This is a genomic window from Streptomyces sp. NBC_00353, assembly GCF_036108815.1.
GTDB lineage: Bacteria > Actinomycetota > Actinomycetes > Streptomycetales > Streptomycetaceae > Streptomyces.
Window position 1 is genome coordinate 5,622,509 of the sequence record NZ_CP107985.1, and the last position, 16,364, is coordinate 5,638,872.

Annotated in this window: 16 protein-coding genes; 6 read left to right on the forward strand and 10 right to left on the reverse strand. The window is 69.1% G+C overall.

Going from position 1 to position 16,364, the window contains the following annotated elements; genetic code table 11:
• The first annotated feature begins 29 nt into the window (after positions 1-29).
• Together OHA88_RS25445 and OHA88_RS25450 are read left to right on the forward strand one after the other, a co-directional pair.
• Positions 30-1,058 carry a C40 family peptidase gene (locus tag OHA88_RS25445; RefSeq protein ID WP_267004381.1) on the forward strand — a complete coding sequence of 343 codons (1,029 nt, stop codon included), beginning with the start codon at positions 30-32 and terminating at the stop codon, positions 1,056-1,058.
• 320 nt (positions 1,059-1,378) lie between these two features.
• Positions 1,379-2,101 (forward strand): phosphatase PAP2 family protein, encoded by a 723-nt coding sequence (locus OHA88_RS25450; protein WP_328627198.1) that lies wholly within the window; start codon positions 1,379-1,381, stop codon positions 2,099-2,101.
• 60 nt (positions 2,102-2,161) lie between these two features.
• On the opposite strand, the gene OHA88_RS25455 is transcribed toward OHA88_RS25450, so the two are convergent.
• Together OHA88_RS25455 and OHA88_RS25460 are read right to left on the reverse strand one after the other, a co-directional pair.
• The gene (locus OHA88_RS25455) at positions 2,162-3,760 is read right to left on the reverse strand and encodes an FAD-binding oxidoreductase (RefSeq protein ID WP_328627199.1); all 1,599 of its coding nucleotides are present in this window, start codon (positions 3,758-3,760) and stop codon (positions 2,162-2,164) included.
• Positions 3,761-3,863: 103 nt separating this feature from the next.
• Positions 3,864-4,058: a hypothetical protein gene (locus tag OHA88_RS25460; RefSeq protein WP_328627200.1), complete on the reverse strand. Its 195-nt coding sequence runs from the start codon at positions 4,056-4,058 to the stop codon at positions 3,864-3,866.
• 134 nt (positions 4,059-4,192) lie between these two features.
• On the opposite strand from OHA88_RS25460, the gene OHA88_RS25465 reads away from it, so the two are divergent.
• Together OHA88_RS25465 and OHA88_RS25470 are read left to right on the forward strand one after the other, a co-directional pair.
• Positions 4,193-5,113 (forward strand): hypothetical protein, encoded by a 921-nt coding sequence (locus OHA88_RS25465; RefSeq protein WP_328627201.1) that lies wholly within the window; start codon positions 4,193-4,195, stop codon positions 5,111-5,113.
• Between the two features lie 153 nt (positions 5,114-5,266).
• Positions 5,267-5,467 (forward strand): hypothetical protein, encoded by a 201-nt coding sequence (locus OHA88_RS25470; protein ID WP_267004386.1) that lies wholly within the window; start codon positions 5,267-5,269, stop codon positions 5,465-5,467.
• A gap of 68 nt (positions 5,468-5,535) precedes the next feature.
• Here the strand turns inward: OHA88_RS25470 and OHA88_RS25475 are convergent, their stop codons facing one another.
• A complete protein-coding gene (locus tag OHA88_RS25475; protein ID WP_267004387.1) occupies positions 5,536-5,901 on the reverse strand; it encodes a metal-sensitive transcriptional regulator in 366 nt (121 codons plus the stop codon).
• Between the two features lie 201 nt (positions 5,902-6,102).
• Here OHA88_RS25475 and OHA88_RS25480 point away from each other — a divergent pair, with 201 nt between their 5' ends.
• Positions 6,103-6,723 (forward strand): DUF47 domain-containing protein, encoded by a 621-nt coding sequence (locus tag OHA88_RS25480; RefSeq protein WP_030924980.1) that lies wholly within the window; start codon positions 6,103-6,105, stop codon positions 6,721-6,723.
• A 5-nt stretch (positions 6,724-6,728) separates the two neighbouring features.
• The gene (locus OHA88_RS25485; RefSeq protein WP_328627202.1) at positions 6,729-7,727 is read left to right on the forward strand and encodes an inorganic phosphate transporter; all 999 of its coding nucleotides are present in this window, start codon (positions 6,729-6,731) and stop codon (positions 7,725-7,727) included.
• 282 nt (positions 7,728-8,009) lie between these two features.
• On the opposite strand, the gene pstB is transcribed toward OHA88_RS25485, so the two are convergent.
• From pstB to OHA88_RS25520, 7 genes are all read right to left on the reverse strand, one after another.
• Positions 8,010-8,786 carry a phosphate ABC transporter ATP-binding protein PstB gene (gene pstB / locus OHA88_RS25490; protein ID WP_267004389.1) on the reverse strand — a complete coding sequence of 259 codons (777 nt, stop codon included), beginning with the start codon at positions 8,784-8,786 and terminating at the stop codon, positions 8,010-8,012.
• A gap of 27 nt (positions 8,787-8,813) precedes the next feature.
• The gene (gene pstA, locus OHA88_RS25495) at positions 8,814-9,899 is read right to left on the reverse strand and encodes a phosphate ABC transporter permease PstA (protein ID WP_328627203.1); all 1,086 of its coding nucleotides are present in this window, start codon (positions 9,897-9,899) and stop codon (positions 8,814-8,816) included.
• Positions 9,896-10,894, reverse strand: coding sequence for a phosphate ABC transporter permease subunit PstC (gene pstC, locus OHA88_RS25500; RefSeq protein ID WP_328627204.1), 999 nt, complete (start codon positions 10,892-10,894; stop codon positions 9,896-9,898). The genes pstA and pstC overlap by 4 nt, the downstream gene beginning before the upstream one ends.
• Before the next feature lie 157 nt (positions 10,895-11,051).
• Positions 11,052-12,191 carry a phosphate ABC transporter substrate-binding protein PstS gene (gene pstS, locus OHA88_RS25505; protein ID WP_328627205.1) on the reverse strand — a complete coding sequence of 380 codons (1,140 nt, stop codon included), beginning with the start codon at positions 12,189-12,191 and terminating at the stop codon, positions 11,052-11,054.
• 343 nt (positions 12,192-12,534) lie between these two features.
• On the reverse strand, positions 12,535-12,948 hold the full coding sequence (locus tag OHA88_RS25510) for an NUDIX hydrolase (RefSeq protein WP_328627206.1): 414 nt from the start codon (positions 12,946-12,948) through the stop codon (positions 12,535-12,537).
• Entirely contained in the window at positions 12,945-13,991 is a 1,047-nt protein-coding gene (locus tag OHA88_RS25515; RefSeq protein ID WP_328627207.1) for a CHAD domain-containing protein, read from the reverse strand. Before OHA88_RS25515 ends, OHA88_RS25510 begins: the two co-directional genes overlap by 4 nt.
• On the reverse strand, positions 13,978-16,224 hold the full coding sequence (locus OHA88_RS25520; protein ID WP_267004395.1) for an RNA degradosome polyphosphate kinase: 2,247 nt from the start codon (positions 16,222-16,224) through the stop codon (positions 13,978-13,980). The genes OHA88_RS25515 and OHA88_RS25520 overlap by 14 nt, the downstream gene beginning before the upstream one ends.
• Between the last annotated feature and the right edge of the window lie 140 nt (positions 16,225-16,364).

The window sequence follows — 16,364 nt, forward strand, 5'->3', positions numbered from 1 at the left end:
CCGCGAAACTGCCCTTGAACCCTGCCCCGATGGGGGATGGTTGTGGGGTGCGGAAATTCTGGGTGGCCGGTGGGATCGGCATCGGGTTGGCCATGTGCTTCATGGCGCTGCTCGTCGTCGGTACGTACTCCGCTGCCGCCGGCCTCGGCGGCGCCGGCAGCAACGGGGCCGTCGGCTTGGCCAAGGGGGCGGTGCCGGCGAAGTTCCAGCCGCTCGTCCAGAAGTGGGGCAACCTCTGCCCGGCCATCAACCCTGCTCTGCTGGCCGCCCAGCTCTACCAGGAGAGCGGGTGGAACCCGAGGGCCCAGAGTCCGGCCGAGGCGCAGGGAATCGCGCAGTTCATCCCCGGGACCTGGGCCGGTCACGGGATCGACGGGGACAACGACGGGGACCGGGACGTATGGGATCCGGCCGACGCGATCCCGTCCGCCGCCAGCTACGACTGCGAACTCGCCGGGTACGTGAAGAAGGTGCCGGGGGATCAGACGGACAACATGCTCGCCGCGTACAACGCCGGTGCGTACCGGGTGATCAGGGCGGGCGGCGTACCGCAGATCTCCGAGACACAGAACTACGTCAAAATCATCCGGTCCCTGGAGAAGAGCTTCGCCCGGCCGGTCGGGCGGGTCGAGCCGTCGCGGCAGGCGGCCGGGGCGATCTACTTCGCGCAGAAGAAGCTCGGTACGAAGTACCTGTGGGGCGGGAACGGCACGGCCGAGCAGGGCGGGCGGTTCGACTGTTCCGGGCTGACGCAGGCCGCGTACCGGACCGTCGACATCGAGCTGCCGCGCGTGGCGAACGATCAGTACAACGCAGGCCCGCACCCGTCACGGGACGAGCTGCTCCCCGGTGACCTGGTGTTCTTCTCGGACGACCTGACCAACTCCCGGGCCATCCACCATGTGGGGCTGTACGTCGGCGGCGGATACATGATCAATGCGCCGTACACAGGGGCCGTGATCCGGTTCGACAAGATCGACACGCCCGACTACTTCGGTGCGACACGCGTCACGAAGGACGGGGCCGCGGCGCTTCCGACGGCGCTTCCGACGGTATGACGCAGGGTCGGACGTGGCCGGAACTCTCTGTGAAGTCTGGGCCCTGAGCTGCGACGATGAGTCACTCTTCGATAACGTCATGGTGATCATTCGGTGGAGAGTGGAACGTACGCCCGGAGCGTGTCGTTCCCTGGACTGGGACAGCATGCGCACTGACCATGTGGCACTGACCGGCACAGTCACACGCATCACGCAGTAGCGATCGCTGCAGGGATCGAAGTAGCGATCGACGCAGTGGTCGAACCGAACACGGGGGTTCGTCATAAGCGGTGCACACGGGCGTGCACCGCGGCAGCAGACAAGGCAAGGGGCCGCAGCAGATGGCTGGACTCGCACTGGATGGGTCGAACCCCGACGTCAGCCTGCTCTACGACATCAATGGGCTCGCGAAGTCCGCTCCGACCTGGTTCGACCGGGTCATGGAGTTCGTCGGCGAGTACGGGATCATGCTCGGCATGGTCCTGGTGGTCCTGTGGTGCTGGTGGAGCGTTCGCCGGCGCGGCACGGCCGAGGACTCGGTGACGGCTGTCACCGGGATCGTCTGGGCGCCGCTCGCCGCCGGTATCGCACTGCTCGTCAACATTCCGATCCGGGGCTTCGTGGAGCGGCCGCGTCCGTTCCGCGACCACCAGGGGCTGGACGTCCTCGTGTCGGGGAAGGACGACTTCTCCTTTGTGAGCGATCACGCGACCATGGCGATGGCTCTGGCCGTCGGGCTGTTCGTGGCCAACCGCAGGTTCGGCTTCGCGGCGATCGCCCTCGCGCTGCTGGAGGGGTTCTGCCGGATCTACATGGGAGTCCACTACCCCACCGACGTCGTCGGCGGATTCGCGCTCGGCACGGCCACCGCGCTGCTGCTCGCGCCGCTCGCGATGGCGCTGCTGACTCCGGTGGTGACGGCCGTCTCCCGGTCGGAACGGGTGGGTCGGCTGGTGCGGTCGCGCCGGCCGGTGCCGGCCAAGGCCGAGGGCCGGGGCGGGGCGCTCGGGATCCCCGAGCCGCGCCCGGGATCGGGCGGCGGCGAGAAGGATCTGGCCGCGTAAGCGGTAGATGCAGACGTCCGACGGCGGGCCGCGGTTCGTTCCGCGGCCCGCCGCCCCACGTCACAGCGCCTGCGGGAACGTGAACAGCCGCCCGGGGTCGTACTGCCTCTTCAGGCGGGTCAGACGGCCGGCCGCCGTGCCGTAGTACGCCTGCCGCCAGTCGTTCAGCTTCGGGTCGGTGTAGTTCTGGTACGCCGCCCCGGACGCGTAGGGGTGGAGCGCCGCGTGGGTCCCTTTCAGCCAGTTCTGTTGGGCGGTGCCCGCCGTGCCGGGGCGCCAGGAGCCGATGTACTGGGCGAGCATCCGGGAGCGCCGGTGGACAAAGGCCGTCGAGCCCGGGGCGACCCGGTTGATCGCCCCGCCCAGCGCCGTCAGCGCGATCGATCCGCCGCCACCGCTCGGGTGCACGCCGATCCGGGTGAACGCCTCGGCCCGGTGGAGCAGGGCGCGAACGCCCGCCGGGGGCAGGGAGTGGTCGAAGAAGTCGGACGCGGCGGCGTACGTCTCGCGCTGGAGTGTGCCCTGCGGGGTGCGGCCGGGTGTCCTGCCCGGCAGATGGCACTGGGCCTCGGTGATGGTCGAGCAGCCCGCGTACACGAGCATCGAGTCCTGGTAGCTGCGGCGGCGCAGCGAGACCGAGGTGGCCGATGCGCCGATCCGGTCGGCGAGGCGGTCGACGGCATTCTGCAGGTCGCCGTAGGTGCCGAGGCTGAAGGCGGCGATCGACACCGTCGGTCTGCCGCCGCCCGGACCGGCCGCCAGATGTGCGGATGACCAGATCTCGTCCGGCTGGTCCGGGCCCCATGCCTGCCATGCCGTGATCACGGACTGGGCGCGTGACCAGGGCCACGACATGTACGCCATCACGGTCTGCGGGGCCGGGCGGGTGCGGAACTTCAGCTCGGTGACCACACCGAAATTGCCGTTGCCCGCGCCGCGCAGCGCCCAGAAGAGGTCCGGATGGTGCTTGGCATCGGCGGTCACGGTCTTGCCGTCGGCCGTGACGAGGGTGGCCGCAGTGAGGCTGTCGCAGGTAAGGCCGTATGCGCGGGACGCGACACCGTGGCCGCCGCCGAGGGTCAGGCCGGAGATGCCGACCGTCGGGCAGGAGCCGCCGGGGATCGTCAGGCCGTGCCGGGAGAGACCCCGGTAGACGTCGACGAGCTTGGCGCCCGCGCCGATGGTGCCGTCCCGGTCGACGCGGGAGAGTGACGAGACGTCAATGACCAGGCGGCCGTTGCCACTCGACCAGCCCGCGTAGGAGTGGCCGCCGCTGCGGATGGAGACGGGTGTGGCGCTGCGGCGGGCGAAGGCCAGGCACTCGCGGATGTCCGCCTCGTGCCGTACGTAGGCGACGGCCGCGGGTTTCAGGTTGTCGAACCGGGTGTTGTAGAGCTGGCGGGCCGTCGGATAGGTGGCGTCGCCAGGGCGTACGAGCGTGCCTTCGAGGCTCTTGGCCAGGGCGGACCAGTTCGCCGGACCCTTCGGAGTGGCGGAGGCGGATGAGGCGGGTGGTTTCGACGGGGTGCGGGTCGTGGTGGTGGAGCTGCTGCCGGAGTCGGAGCCGGAGCTGGAGTTGACCTTGTTGCATGCGGCGACGCCGGCGAGGGCTGTTGCCGCGCCCACGGTGAGCAGGGTGCGCCGGTTCGGCAGGTTCATCGGACCTCCGGGTGATGGCCTCGTCGCGGGTCGGGGTGATCGGCGACCGGGGAGGTGATCGGCGACCGGGGAAGCGATCGGCGATCAGAGGGGTGATCGGTGATCAAAGGGCGGAGCGGTGCTCTTCGGCGTCCGTGCGGGCGCGGTCGCGCGAGCGACGGGCCGGACCGGTCCAGCCGCAGCTGCAGCGGGCTATGCAGAACGAGCCGCGATCGATGGTGAACGGCTCGTGTGCGGGGGGTGCGGTCGCTGCGCTGGGAGCGGCCGGCGGTGCCTCGTCGGTGTGCTGGTCATACACGCGTCCACGGTACTGGGGACGGCCACCTGGCGGTGAGGCCGACGGGCACGGCGTGACGGGGGACACGGGTGGTCGTTATGCGAAGCGGGCGGGGTGCTCGGGCAAGCAGTTACGTCGTTGGGGGTTGGCAGGCGATGGTGGTGCAGCAGCACAGGTCCGGAGGCGGGGCGCGCGCTGTCTGCGCCCTCGCCGTGGTGGGCGTGATGGCGGCGACCGCCGGATGCTCGGCCGGCGGTGGAAGCGGCGGTGTCGTCGGTGGCCGGGCCGTCGCGGACGAGCGGGGCGGGGCCGATTCCGTCGATGTCGTCCGCCGGGCGGCCGAGGTACTCGCCGGAGGCGACGGGAGGGGCGGAAACCAGCCAGGGGGGCGGGCCGTTGCCGGAAGCGCCGAGGTGCGTACGTCGATGGAGACCGCGGCCGGCGGGACGCGGGTGACGATCACCGGCCGCGGCACGTACGACTTCCGCGAGCAGCTGGGCCGGCTCACGCTCGTGCTGCCGAAGGACGCCGCGGGCGAGGAGGAACACCGTCCCATCACCGAGCTCTTCACCCCCGGCGCGCTGTACATGAAGAACCGTGGCGCCGGAGTGCCCGACAGCAAGTGGGTCAGGGTTGATACGACGGCTCTGGAGGACGGCAACCTGGTCACCGGCGGGGCCACCGACCCGATGGCCGCCGCCGAACTGTTGCGCGGGGCGCGCGAGGTGACGTACGTGGGGCGGAGCGAGCTGGCCGGGGTGCCGGTCCGGCACTACCGGGGGACCGCGGACATCGGGCGGGCGGCGCGGGCCGCCTCGCCGGGATCACGCGATGCGCTGGCCGCGGCGGCGCGAGGGTTCCGCACGAACGCGGTGCCGTTCGACGTGTATCTGGACGAGGCGGGGCGGTTGCGGAAGGTACGGCACCGGTTCAGTTTCGCCAACGGGGGCAACGGCGGCCCGACGGTGCAGGTGGTGTCGACGACGCTGCTGTCCGGGTTCGGGGCGCCGGTCACCGTACAGCTTCCGGACGATCGGGACATCTACACCGGGAAGATCCAACAGGGGCAGCGGTAGCGGTGCGGGCGGGGTCGGTGGCACCGGGGGTCGGCGGCGCGGTCGGGGCGCGTAGGCATCCGGCGGGGCCGAAATGGTCCGTCCGTGCCATGCGCGGCGCGTGCTCCGCTCCCTACGCTAGGAAGTCGGCGACGGCAGTGAGAGGTGACGTACGTGGTGACGCTCAGCGCTCGGACCGATCACGACCATGTGGCCCTTGCCGAGATCGAGCTGTGTGGTGAGCTGATGATCGCGGCATCGGCGGCGATCGGGGAACGGCTCAGTGCGGACCGTATCGACGAAGTGCTCAACGTCAAGGTGACTGCCACCGCCGAACGCACCACCGTCCCCCGGCAGACCGACCACCGGGGATGAGACGAAGCGGGCCGGTCGGGAGAGCGGTGCAGAAGGGGTGACGGAAGCCCGCGTCAGGTGGGGTCACCTCAGGTACGGAGGAGGCGGGCGATCGCCTTCGTGGCTTCCTCGACCTTCGCGTCGATCTCCTCGCCGCCCTTGACCGCCGCGTCGGCGACGCAGTGCCGCAGATGCTCCTCCAGGAGCTGGAGCGCGAACGACTGGAGGGCCTTCGTGGACGCCGAGACCTGCGTCAGTATGTCGATGCAGTAGACGTCCTCGTCGACCATCCGCTGCAGGCCGCGGATCTGGCCCTCGATCCGGCGCAGCCGTTTGACGTGCTCGGCCTTCTGGTGGTGGTAGCCATGTATGCCGCGGTCGTGGTCGGTGACGATCGATGTGGGGTCCGTCGCTTCCGCAGGACCCGTGGCCTCTGTGGCCTCGGTGGTGCTCATTGCTGCCTCCCGTTTTCCCTTTACCCTGCCGTTTTATATACCCCTGGTGGGTATATCCTAACGAATTGAGCTGAAACGTGACCGGGGGCCCGTGCTGATCACTGTGTCCGATGCGCGACACTGAAGAACGCCGGTTAGCCGTGGCCGGATGATGCGCCTAGCATCAGCCTGACCGAATCCAAAGCATCCCGAGGACCCCACGTGCGCTTTCGTCTGACCCCCAGGGAGACGAGCTTCTACGACATGTTCTCCGCATCCGCGGACAACATCGTCACGGGCTCGAAACTCCTGATGGAACTGCTCGGGGCGGACTCTGCCTCCCGAGTCGAGATCGCGGAGCGTATGCGGGCAGCGGAGCACGCAGGGGACGATGCCACCCACGCGATCTTCCACCAGCTGAACTCCTCTTTCATCACGCCGTTCGACCGCGAGGACATCTACAACCTCGCATCGTCACTCGACGACATCATGGACTTCATGGAGGAGGCCGTCGACCTGGTCGTGCTGTACCAGGTCGAAGAACTCCCCAAGGGTGTCGAGCAGCAGATCGAGGTGCTGGCGCGGGCGGCCGAGCTGACCGCCGAGGCGATGCCGAGTCTGCGGACGATGGACAACCTCACCGAGTACTGGATCGAGGTCAACCGTCTGGAGAACCAGGCCGACCAGATCCACCGGAAGCTGCTCGCCCATCTCTTCAACGGCAAGTACGACGCCATCGAGGTGCTGAAGCTCAAGCAGATCGTGGATGTGCTGGAAGAGGCGGCCGACGCGTTCGAGCACGTCGCCAACACGGTGGAGACCATTGCGGTCAAGGAGTCCTGAACCACGTGGACACCTTTGCGCTGGTCGTGACCATTGCTGTCGCGCTCGGCTTCACCTATACGAACGGCTTCCACGACTCGGCGAACGCCATCGCCACCTCGGTATCCACCCGGGCACTGACCCCGCGGGCGGCCCTGGCGATGGCCGCCGTGATGAACCTCGCCGGCGCCTTCCTGGGCCAGGGGGTCGCCAAGACCGTCAGTGAGGGCCTGATCGCGACGCCCGAGGGGCAGAAGGGGATGGGCATCCTCTTCGCCGCGCTCGTCGGCGCGATCATCTGGAACCTCGTGACCTGGTACTTCGGGCTGCCGTCGTCGTCCTCGCACGCCCTGTTCGGCGGCATGGTCGGTGCGGCGCTGGCCGGCGGAACGTTGGTGCACTGGGACGGGGTGCTCGACAAGATCGTCATCCCGATGTTCGTCTCGCCCGTCGTCGGTCTGATCGTCGGCTATCTGGTGATGGTCGCGATCATGTGGATGTTCCGGAATTCCAACCCGCACAAGGCCAAGCGCGGCTTCCGGATCGCGCAGACGGTCTCGGCTGCCGGGATGGCGCTCGGGCACGGTCTGCAGGACGCGCAGAAGACGATGGGCATCGTGGTGATGGCGCTGGTCATCGCCGATGTCGAGGGTCCGAACGACCCGATCCCGGTCTGGGTGAAGCTCGTCTGCGCGCTGATGCTCTCGCTGGGTACGTACGCGGGTGGCTGGCGGATCATGCGGACGCTCGGCCGGAAGATCATCGAGCTGGACCCGCCGCAGGGTTTCGCCGCCGAAACGACCGGGGCGTCGATCATGTTCGGCTCGGCCTACCTGTTTCACGCGCCGATCTCCACGACGCATGTGATCACCTCGGCGATCATGGGTGTGGGGGCGACGAAGCGGGTGAACGCCGTGCGGTGGGGGGTCGCGAAGAACATCATCCTCGGGTGGTTCATCACGATGCCGGCTGCGGCGTTGGTGGCCGCGGCCAGTTATGGGCTCGTTGTGCTGATGTTCGGCTAGGGCGGGTAGGCACCGGGGTCGTCCCGTGGCCGCTCTGTCCCCGGTCCCCGGACGGGCATGATGTGCCCCTCCGACCGGTCTCCGATCGGTCCTGGCCGGTCTGCCGAAGAGCTTGATCCGCCCGTCGGCCCGGCTTGGACGAATGGCCGGTCGGCCTCGATGTGCCGGTCGGGTGGTTCGGGTCTCGTAATTGGGTCCGCCCCCGCTCCCTTGTGAGGAGCGGGGGCGGACCCTTTGCCTTGTGGGTGGCACCGCCATGCAGCACCCCAAGGCTGTCCTTGATCACCCAAAGCGGCCGGAGATGTAGTCCTCCGTGGCCTGGACCGATGGGTTGGAGAAGATCCGTTCCGTCTCGTCGATCTCCACGAGCTTGCCGGGCTTGCCGACCGCCGCGAGGTTGAAGAACGCCGTACGGTCCGAGACCCGGGCCGCCTGCTGCATGTTGTGCGTCACGATGACGATCGTGAAGCGCTCCTTCAGCTCGCCGATCAGGTCCTCGATGGCGAGGGTGGAGATCGGGTCCAGTGCGGAGCACGGTTCGTCCATCAGCAGCACATCCGGCTCGACCGCGATCGCGCGGGCGATGCACAGGCGCTGCTGCTGGCCGCCGGAGAGGCCGGAGCCGGGCTTGTTCAGGCGGTCCTTGACCTCGTTCCAGAGGTTGGCGCCGCGAAGGGACTTCTCGACGACGTCCGACAGCTGGCTCTTCTTGTACGAGCCGTTCAGCTTCAGGCCCGCCGCGACATTGTCGAAGATCGACATCGTCGGGAACGGGTTCGGGCGCTGGAAGACCATGCCGACCGTGCGGCGCACGGTGACCGGGTCGACGTGGGAGCCGTACAGGTTCTCGTCGTCCAGCAGCACCTTGCCCTCGACGCGGCCACCGGGGGTGACCTCGTGCATCCGGTTCAGGGTGCGCAGGAAGGTGGACTTGCCGCAGCCGGACGGGCCGATGAAGGCGGTCACGGAGCGGGGCTCCACGGTCATCGAGATGTCCTCGATGGCGAGGTGGGAGCCGTAATAGGCCGACAGGCCGCTGACGTCGATGCGCTTGGCCATCTGAATCACTGCTTCTTTCGTGCCGCGTCAGCGGCCGGTCTTCGGGGCCTTCCAGCGGGCGATGCCGCGGGCCACCAGATTGAGGATCATGACGAAGGCGATCAGGACCAGAGCAGCGGCCCAGGCGCGGTCGTACGACGCCTCGCTGCCGATCTTGTACTGCTCCCAGATATAGAAGGGGAGCGACGACTGTGCGCCTTGGAAGGGGTTCGGATTGATCAGCTGGCTGCCGAAGACCAGCAGCATGATCGGTGCGGTCTCGCCGGCGATCCGGGCGATCGCGAGCATCACACCGGTGGTGATGCCGCCGATCGCGGTGGGCAGGACCACCTTCAGGATGGTGCGCCACTTGGGGATGCCGAGGGCGAGCGATGCCTCACGGAGCTCGTTCGGGACGAGCTTGAGCATCTCCTCGGTGGAGCGGACCACGACCGGGATCATCAGGATCGTGAGCGCCAGCGAACCCATCAGGCCGGACGGCTGGAGCTGCGTCAGCAGCATGATCGACAGGATGAAGAGGCCGGCCACGATGGACGGGATACCGGTCATCACGTCGACGAAGAACGTCACGGCCTTGGCGAGCGCGCCCTTGCCGTACTCCACCAGGTAGACGGCGGTCAGCAGGCCGATCGGGGCGGAGATCAGGGTGGCGAGGCCGACCTGCTCCAGGGTGCCGATCAGTGCGTGGTAGACACCGCCGCCCGGCTCCGTGCCGAGCACGCCGGCCATGGAGTGGGTGAGGAAGTAGCCGTCCAGGACCTTCGCGCCGCGGCTGACCGTCGTCCAGACCAGCGAGGCCAGCGGAACGACGGCGAGGAGGAAGCACACCCAGACGATGCTGGTGGCGAGGCGGTCCTTGGCCTGGCGCTGGTTCTCGACGACCGACGTCGTGACGTACGAGATGACGACGAAGAGCACCGCGGAGAACAGGCCCCACTGGATGCGGCTCTGCCAGCCCGCCGCCGCGCCGATGCCGACGCCGAGCACGACCGCTGCGGCCGCGAAGGCGAGCGGGGCCCAGCGGGGGAGCGCCCGGCTGCTGAGGCTGTTCCTGGAAGCGGCCGCCGTGGGGTTGGGGCGTTCCTGAATGCCGGTGTTGGCTGCCTGGCTCATGCGTTGGCCCCCGAGTACTCCTTGCGGCGGGCGATGATGAGCCGGGCCGCGCCGTTGACCAGCAGGGTGAGGATGAAGAGGACGAGACCGGAGGCGATCAGGGCGTCACGCCCGAACTGGTCGGCCTCGTCGAACTTCGCGGCGATGTTCTGGGCGAACGTTCCGCCGCCGGGATTCAGTACATGCGCCGAGATGAGGAAGCTCGGCGACAGGACCGTGGCGACGGCCATCGTCTCGCCGAGCGCGCGGCCGAGGCCCAGCATCGACGCGGAGATCACGCCGGAGCGGCCGAAGGGCAGCACCGAGAGGCGGATGACTTCCCAGCGGGTGGCGCCGAGGGCGAGGGCGGCTTCCTCGTTCATCCTCGGGACCTGGAGGAAGACCTCGCGGCTGACGCTCGTCACGATCGGCAGGATCATGATCGCGAGCAGGATGCCGACGGTGAAGAGCGAGCGGGCGACGCCGACCTCGGTCTTGTCCAGCACGTACGTCCAGCCGAAGAACTGGTCGAGCCAGAGGTTCAGGCCCTCCAGGTACGGGACCAGGAAGAGGGCGCCCCAGATGCCGTACACGATGCTCGGCACTGCGGCGAGCAGGTCGACGACGTACGCGAGGGGCGCGGCCAGCCTGCGCGGTGCGTAGTGCGAGATGAAGAGGGCGATACCGACAGCGATCGGAACCGCGATGGCCATCGCGATGATCGAGCTGACGACCGTGCCGAAGAGCAGGACCGCGATACCGAAGACCGGCTTGTCGCCGACCGGGTTCCAGTCCAGCGTGGTGAAGAAGTTGCCCTGGTCCTTGGAGACGGCGAGGGTCGCGCGGTACGACAGGAACACGGCGATCGACGCCATGATCACGAGCAGCAGAATGCCTGAACCCCGTGAGAGGCCCAGGAAGATTTTGTCGCCTGCGCGTCCGGGGGCCTTGGGCCTGGCGCGCTTGCGCTGCACCGGGCGCGCCGGTGGCGTGTCTATCGGTGTGGTGGAAGCCATGGTCTTTCCGGTCTGTGTGGGGGAGCGGTGTCGCTCCCCTGGCGGCGGTGCACCGGATGGGGTGGGGCGGCGGGCCGGCCCGGAGGGGTGCACCGGGCCGGCTGCCGTGTGTTGCCTGTGGAGCTGATTCAGCTGGTGTTACGGGTGTTGCTTCTGGTTACGAGAGGGAACCGATGGTCTCGCGGACCTTGGCGTTGATCTCGGCCGGGATCGGCGCGTAACCGGCGTCGGTGAGGAGCTTCTGGCCCTCGTCACCGGCGGTGTAGTTCAGGAAGGACTTGACCGTGGGGAGCGTCTCGGCCTTGTTGCCCGTGTCGCAGACGACCTCGTACGTCACCAGGACGATCGGGTAGGCACCCTCGGCCTTGGTGGTGTAGTCGAGGTCGAGCGCCAGGTCCTTGCCGGTGCCCGCGATCTTGGCGGCGGCGATGGCCTTGGAGGCGTTCTCCGAGGAGGCCTTGACCGGGGTGGAGCCACCGGTGTTGATGTCGACCGTGGAGATGGACTGCGAAGAGGCGTACGAGAGCTCGAAGTAACCGATCGAGCCGTCGACCTGCTTCACCTGGGCGGCGACACCGGCGGAGCCGGACGCGGCCTGGCCACCGGGGGCCGGCCACTTCTTCTCGGGCTCGTACTTCCAGTCGCTCGGCGCGGTGGCGGCGAGGTACTTGCCGAGGTTCTGCGTGGTGCCGGAGTCCTCGGAGCGGTGGAAGGCCTGGATCGCCTTGCTCGGAAGCTTCACGCCGTCGTTGAGCTTGGCGATCGCGGTGTCGTTCCACTTCTTGATCTTGCCGTCGAAGATCTTGGCAAGAGTGGGGGCGTCCAGCGTCAGGCTGTCGACACCCTCGAGGTGGAAGCCGATCGCGATCGGACCGCCGACCATCGGGAGGTTGATGCCCTGGCCGGTCTTGCAGATCTTCTTCGAGTCGGCGACCTCTTCGGGCTTCAGCGCCGAGTCGGAGCCGGCGAAGCCGACGGTGCCCTGGTTGAAGGCGATGATGCCTTCACCGGAGGACGACGCCTTGTAGTTGATCTCCACGCCCTTGCAGCCGGCCATGTAGTTCTTGACCCAGAGGTCCATGGCGTTCTTCTGTGCGCTGGAGCCGGAGGCGAGCAGCTGACCCTTGGCGTCGTCACACTTGACGTCCGACGCGGCGCTCGTCTTCTCGCCGGTGCCACCGGTGGCGCTGCTGCCGCTGTTGTTGTCCGAACCGCACGCCGTGAGGACCAGGGCGCTGGAGACGGCGAGGGCACCGAGCGCGGTGGCACGAAGCCGGTTCTTGCGCTGAAGCTTCACTTTCGGGTTTTTCCTTCCAGGAGCCGCCGAAGTCTTGTTCGTTCTACGACGGCGTGCGATGTGGTGGGTGGTGCGGCGTTTCGCCGCGCACCGTGCACTGCCGAAATTAGGCAGAACAGGTGAAGCGGCCTACGGGGGAGAGTGAACGGAAGGTGAACCGTGGCGGGCGGTGCGGTGCGGCGCTCGCGCTGCGGTTGCGTGATGTGCGCGGAGCGTGTGGTTACCGGGGGTTGGTGGCCCCTCTGCCGTCAATCGCCGGGTGGCTCAAAAGTGCCGTCGACCGCCGGGCGGGCTCGCATCCGCCGGGCGGTGCCGAAGTGCGCCGGACCGGCTCGAAAGCGCCCTATGCCGTCGGCAGGGCGGTCAGCATTGCGTCCAGCAAGGCGCGGTCGCGGGGCTGGGTGAGGCGGGTGCGGGCCGCTTCCGGGGAGAGCCAGAGGATGCGGTCGACCTCGTCTCCCGGGATGAACGCGCCCTCCGTCGCCTCGGCCGCCCAGTACGTGACTTCCTTGGGACGGCCGTTCGCGACGTACCGGACGGTGGGCAGCGGGGCACCCGGTACGCAGTGGTGCCCGGTCTCCTCAAGGACCTCGCGCAGGGCGGCGTCCCTCGCCGGCTCGCCGCGCTTGAGCTTGCCCTTCGGGTGCGACCAGTCGTCGTAGCGGGGCCGGTGGACCAGGCAGATCTCCAGCTCTCCGGAGTGCGGCGCCCGGCGCCACAGCACGCATCCCGCGGCCTGCACGGTGGTGCCGGTCATGGCGCGGTCACGGCCGCCGCGTACGGCCAGGTCTCCCGGAACACCCCGCGGGCCGCCTCCACCTCGTGCCGCTGGTCGGCGTGGAGCACCCCCAGGGCGTACGCCGTGGCCGGCGCGATCCGGGGTGTGCGGGCCGCCGATGCCGCCGCCGCTGCCGCCTCCGCCGCGTCCCGGTGCAGGTCGAGGGCGTGCCCCGGCGCGGCCAGGACCTCGTCGGGGGCGCCGCGTACCACCTCGTGGGCGTACCGGTGCAGTCGCAGCAGAAGGCGGGTCTGGTGCCAGGGCGCGTCGTACGCCTCGTTGTACGGCTCGACCGCGTCGTCCGACGGGAGCGCGGCCACCGCGCCGAGCAGCCGCTGTTCGGCACGGTCGGCGGGCCCGTGCAGCATCTCGACGGCCGGGGCGTCGGCCGCGGCGGAGAGCGGGACCTCGGAGGCGAGCAGGGCGACGGCGTCGGCGACCGCGTGGAACCGGGACGAGCCGAGCGCCTGGAGCGCCGCCGAGTGCGCGCGGGTCCTGGCGAGGGTCAGCTGCCGCTCCAGCAGCGCCCCGGCCCGCGCCGCGCCGACGTCGAGCGCGGCACGTTCCTTGGCGTGGACGACGGCCTGCTGGGCGGGCTCGTGCTGGGCGGCATCGGTATCGCGGGGTGCGGTGCCCGTGGCCTTCGCCCGGGCCGCGGGCAGCGCGGTGCCCGACAGGGCGTGCAGCGCATCGAGGAGCCGGGTGAGCCGGGTCGCGTACGCGTGCTCGCGGGCCAGGGTGCCGGAGAGCCAGGCCAGTTCCGTACGGAGCTGTTCGGCCCAGCCCGGTTCGAGTGCCGAGCGGAAGGTGTGCAGGGTGCCGCTGATGCGGCGGGCCGACCGGCGCAGGGCGCCGGCGGCCTCTTCGGCGGCGAGTGTCCCGGCGTCCGTGGGGGCGCTGTTCTCGTGGTGCAGCCGCAGGCTCCGCAGGAAGTCCGCGGCCTGTTCCTGCAGGTAGGGGCCGAGGACCGCGCCCGCGGACACGTCCGTCCGGGTCGTCGTCTGGTGGTCAGGGCGTCGCACGCCGGCGCCTCCGGGCGTCAATGAGCATTTCCTGTACGTGCCGCAGCGGCTGGCCGTCCGCGTCCGTGGCGTGCCGGGTCCAGTTCCCGTCGGGACCGAGGTGCCAGGAGGAGGTGGTGTCGGCCATACCTGTCTCCAGGAGTCGGCTGAGCGCGACGCGGTGGGCGGGGTCGGTGACTCGGACCAGTGCTTCGATCCGGCGGTCGAGGTTGCGGTGCATCATGTCGGCGCTGCCGAACCACACTTCGGGTTCGCCGCCGTTGCCGAACGAGAAGACCCGGGAGTGTTCGAGGAAGCGGCCCAGTATCGAGCGGACCCGGATGTTCTCGGAGAGGCCGGGGACGCCGGGGCGGATCGCGCAGATGCCGCGTACCCAGATGTCCACCGGCACGCCCGCCTGGGCGGCCCGGTAGCAGGCGTCGATGATCGCTTCGTCGACCATCGAGTTGACCTTGAAGCGTACGTAGGCGGGGCGCCCGGCCCGCTGGTGCGCGATCTCCTTGTTTATGCGGGAGATCAGCCCGTCGCGCAGGGACTTCGGGGCGACGAGCAGCCGGCGGTACGTCTCGCGGCGGGAGTAGCCGGAGAGCCGGTTGAAGAGGTCGGAGAGGTCCGCCCCGACCTGCGGGTCCGCGGTCAGCAGGCCGAGGTCCTCGTACAACCGCGCCGTCTTCGGGTGGTAGTTGCCGGTGCCGACGTGCGAGTAGCGGCGCAGCGTGTCGCCCTCCTGGCGGACCACGAGCGAGAGCTTGCAGTGCGTCTTCAGCCCGACGAGGCCGTAGACGACATGGCAGCCGGCCTCCTCCAGCTTGCGCGCCCACTTGATGTTGGCCTGCTCGTCGAAGCGGGCCTTGATCTCGACAAGTACGAGGACCTGCTTGCCGGACTCGGCGGCGTCGATCAGTGCGTCGACTATCGGCGAGTCGCCCGAGGTCCGGTACAGCGTCTGCTTGATCGCGAGCACGTCCGGGTCGCCCGCCGCCTGCTCCAGGAACGCCTGGACGGAGGTGGAGAACGAGTCGTACGGGTGGTGCAGCAGCACATCGCGTTCGCGCAGCGCGGCGAAGATGTCCGGTGCGGAGGCGGACTCGACCTCGGCGAGATCGCGGTGGGTGCCCGCGATGAACTTGGGGAACTTCAGCTCCGGCCGGTCCAGCGACGCTATGCCGAACAGTCCGGTGAGGTCGAGCGGTCCGGGCAGCGGGTAGACCTCGGCGTCGGACACCTTGAGCTCGCGGACCAGCAGGTCCAGGACGTACGGGTCGATGGACTCCTCGACCTCCAGGCGCACCGGCGGGCCGAAACGGCGCCGCATGAGCTCCTTCTCCAGGGCCTTGAGGAGGTTCTCGGCGTCGTCCTCCTCGACCTCCAGGTCCTCGTTCCGGGTGACCCGGAACATGTGGTGGGCAAGGACCTCCATGCCCGGGAAGAGCTCTTCCAGGTGCGCGGCGATGATGTCCTCGATGGGGACGTACCGCTGCGGAGACGCCTCCAGGAACCGGGTCAGCAACGGCGGCACCTTGACGCGGGCGAAGTGCCGGTGGCCGCTGACCGGGTTGCGTACGACGACCGCGAGGTTGAGCGAGAGGCCCGAGATGTACGGGAACGGGTGCGCCGGGTCGACGGCCAGCGGCGTCAGTACGGGGAAGACCCGCTGCCGGAAGAAGGTGAACAGGCGGGCCTGCTCCTTCTCGGTCAGCTCCGGCCAGCGGATCAGCTGGATGCCCTCGTCGGAAAGTGCGGGCGCGATGTCCTGCTGGTAGCAGGCGGCGTGCCGGGCCATGAGCTCGCGCGACCGGGTCCAGATCAGGTCGAGGACCTCGCGGGGCTGCAGACCGGAGGCGGAGCGGGTGGCGACGCCGGTGGCGATACGGCGCTTGAGACCCGCCACCCGGACCATGAAGAACTCGTCCAGGTTAGAGGCGAAGATGGCGAGGAAATTCGCCCGTTCGAGGAGGGGCGTAGCAGGGTCCTCGGCCAGTTCCAGTACGCGTTCGTTGAACGCGAGCCAACTGCGCTCCCGGTCCAGGAACCGGCCATGGGGCAGCTCGTCGCCGTCGACATCGGGTTCGTACGCATCCGCGTCGGCGTCGAGATCCGGATCGAGGTCGGCGGCGGTGGAAATACCGCCGTTCGCCGACGCGACGGCATGCGGGCGGTGCGCGGCGAGAGAGCCGATGGACGGCTGCGCGGCGGGCTGGACCGGGACCTCGGAGCTGGGGTGCTGGCTCATGGCCCTATTGTTCCGCGCGGAAGGCCCGTGGGGCGCGTCGGACAGTGCGGAGATCGCGGGAATCGCACGGTCTCCGCCGGGATTTCTCCCGTTGCGGGGGGTCGGCACAGCTGGCTGCATCCTGAGAGGGTCGCAAGCGC